This window comes from Zoogloea sp., from assembly GCF_041911615.1.
Classification (GTDB): domain Bacteria; phylum Pseudomonadota; class Gammaproteobacteria; order Burkholderiales; family Rhodocyclaceae; genus Zoogloea.
The window spans coordinates 1-2,227 of sequence record NZ_JAYROR010000004.1 but is presented as its reverse complement, the minus strand read 5'-3'; the positions used below and the strand labels follow the sequence as shown (position 1 = coordinate 2,227).

At 68.6% G+C, this 2,227-nt stretch carries 3 protein-coding genes; all 3 read left to right on the top strand.

The features are described from left to right. The coding region (locus ACE3P2_RS01085) for a hypothetical protein (protein ID WP_374259922.1) at nucleotides 1–1,100 on the top strand (1,100 nt) is incomplete at its 5' end. A gap of 134 nt (nucleotides 1,101–1,234) precedes the next feature. Further along, entirely contained in the window at nucleotides 1,235–1,723 is a 489-nt protein-coding gene (locus ACE3P2_RS01080; RefSeq protein WP_374259920.1) for a hypothetical protein, read from the top strand. Nucleotides 1,724–1,805: 82 nt separating this feature from the next. Next, the coding region (locus tag ACE3P2_RS01075) for a YcaO-like family protein (RefSeq protein WP_374259917.1) at nucleotides 1,806–2,227 on the top strand (422 nt) is incomplete at its 3' end.

Genomic DNA, 2,227 nt, shown 5'->3' with positions numbered 1-2,227 from the left:
TCGACGGCGGCCCGGCCCACGCCTACCCGGCCCTGCGCGAGCGCATCCTGCACCTGCCCGCCGGCGAGCGCCGCTTCGACCTGCTCGTCATCACCCACATCGACGCCGACCACATCGAGGGCGTCATCCGCCTGCTGCTCGACGCCGAAGCTCTCGACTGCCACTTCGAGCGCATCTGGTTCAACGGCCGCGACCAGCTCAACGCCGTCCCCGACCCGGCCGGCGCCGCCCTCGGCGGCGTCCAGGGCGAACTGCTCGGCATGCTGATCGCCGACTACGAGCAGCGCACCGGCCAGGCGGTCCACAACCTCGGCTTCGCCGGGGCGCTGGCCGCCATCGACCGCAACGACGCCGCGCTGCCGGTCGTCGAACTCCCGGGCGCCTGCCGGCTCACCCTGCTCTCGCCCGACCACGACCGCCTGCTCGACCTCAAGGACAACTGGGCCAAGGAGCTCAAGGCGGCCCGGGTGCCCTCGGGCGACGTCGCGAAGCTGCGCGAACGGCTCGCCGCCAGCCGCAGCCTGCGCCCGCTGGGCGACGTGCTGGGCGCCGACGATGACCTCGACGACAACGCGCCCGACGATGAAACCGATGCCGATCTCGCCGACACCCTCGGCGGCGGCAGCGGCGAACCCGGCGCCGACGCGCCCTTCGGCGGCGACACCAGCCGCGCCAACGGCAGCAGCATCGCGCTGCTGCTCGAATACCCGGCGAGCCAGCCGGAAGTGCGCTTCCTGCTCACCGGCGACGCCTGGGCGCCGGTCCTCGAAGCCTCGCTCGACCGCCTGCTGGCGCCCGGCGCGCGCCTCGCCCTCGACGGCTTCAAGCTGGCCCACCACGGCAGCGTCGCCAACATCAGCGAACCCCTGCTCGCCCGGCTGCAATGCGCCAACTACCTGATCTCGACCAACGGTGCGATCTTCCACCACCCGCACCCGCGCTGCGTCGAACTGCTGCTCAAGAGCCACCCCGGCCCCGGCAAGCCGCGCCTGCACTTCAACTACCTCACCTCCACCACCGAGGCGTGGAGCCGCAAGGCCGACCAGACCGCCCGCCGCTACCAGGCCTTCCACCCCAAGGGGCTGTCGCTCGGTTTCTGAACGGCGACCGACGATTTCCTCCGCCCTCCGGCAAATCGGGCGCGGATTTTCGACCGTCAGGCCTTACACTGCCACCCTCACGAAAAACCGCACCGCTCCGGCCGGTTTTTTTCACCCGTTTCAAAGGCCAGACCATGCACCCGATCCACGATGTAGACGTCCTTCTCCTGCTCGCCACCGCGCTCGCCGCCAAACGGCGGCCGGCCGCAGCGGTCGACATCGTGGCGGCCATCGATCTGCTTCAAGGCAACATCCCCGGCGAGGACAAATTGAGCGAGTCCTTTTCGCGACTCGCCGCACATGGCCTGCTCCACGCGGCGGACGACAGCTTCGCGCTGACGCCCACGGCCGAGAAGATCATCCAAACCCTGCCGCACAAGGGTGAAACGGCGGAACGCCTGTTCCGCCTGAAGGACGCGCTTTCCATTTACACGCCCCAAGGCTCACACCCGTCCGTCGAAGTCGCGCCGGAATCGCTGCGCGTAGCGATTCTCGCCCACCGCGCCGCCAGCCAGGGCAGCGCGAAGAACCTGCTGGTACCCAAGCCGAAGCCGGCCGCTCCTACCGGGCGCCCCGGCCAGCGCCAGCGCAAACCGCTGCCGGCCCGCCGCCGCAAGGAATGAACGGGCAAATTTGCCCATTTTTCGCGGTCGACCGCAACCGGCCGTCGCCGCCACCCCGACAAACCTTCAGGCAGGACGCCCGATGCAAAACGAACATTTCATACCGGGCAAGGATGCCTCGCTCGAACATTCCATCACCTCGATGCAGGCCAAGCTGGCCGCGCGCGGTTTCGACATCGAGGAATGCTCCTGGCTCAACCCGGTCGACAACGTCTGGTCGGTGCATGTGCGCAACCGGGCCTGCCACCTGATGTTCACCAACGGCAAGGGCGCGACCCAGCTGGCCGCCCGGGCCAGCGCGCTGGGCGAGTATTTCGAGCGCCTGTCGTGCAATTACTTCTGGAACCACTACTACCTCGGCGACACCTTCGCCAACGCCGAATTCGCCCATTACCCGCGCGAGCACTGGTTCCCGGTAACCGGCAACGACTGGCCGGCCGAACTGCTGACACCCGAGCTGCAGGCCTTCTACAACCCGGATGGCAACATCCCTGCGGAAGCGCT

Bases quoted from the DNA above. Each gene is read 5' to 3' on its own strand.
- ACE3P2_RS01080 (WP_374259920.1), top strand. From the start codon at position 1,235: ATGCACCCGATCCACGATGTAGACGTCCTTCTCCTGCTCGCCACCGCG.